Annotated in this window: 1 rRNA gene; it reads left to right on the forward strand. The window is 54.4% G+C overall.

Annotated elements, in window-relative coordinates:
• Nucleotides 1-228 (forward strand): 23S ribosomal RNA (locus tag N826_RS39500); the annotation flags it as partial.

Below are 228 nucleotides of genomic sequence, written 5' to 3' on the forward strand. Positions count from 1 at the left end.
TAGTGATCCGGTGGTTCTGAATGGAAGGGCCATCGCTCAACGGATAAAAGGTACTCCGGGGATAACAGGCTGATACCGCCCAAGAGTTCATATCGACGGCGGTGTTTGGCACCTCGATGTCGGCTCATCACATCCTGGGGCTGAAGTAGGTCCCAAGGGTATGGCTGTTCGCCATTTAAAGTGGTACGCGAGCTGGGTTCAGAACGTCGTGAGACAGTTCGGTCCCTA

It is taken from the genome of Skermanella aerolata KACC 11604, from assembly GCF_000936425.1.
GTDB classification, from domain to species: Bacteria; Pseudomonadota; Alphaproteobacteria; order Azospirillales; family Azospirillaceae; genus Skermanella; species Skermanella aerolata.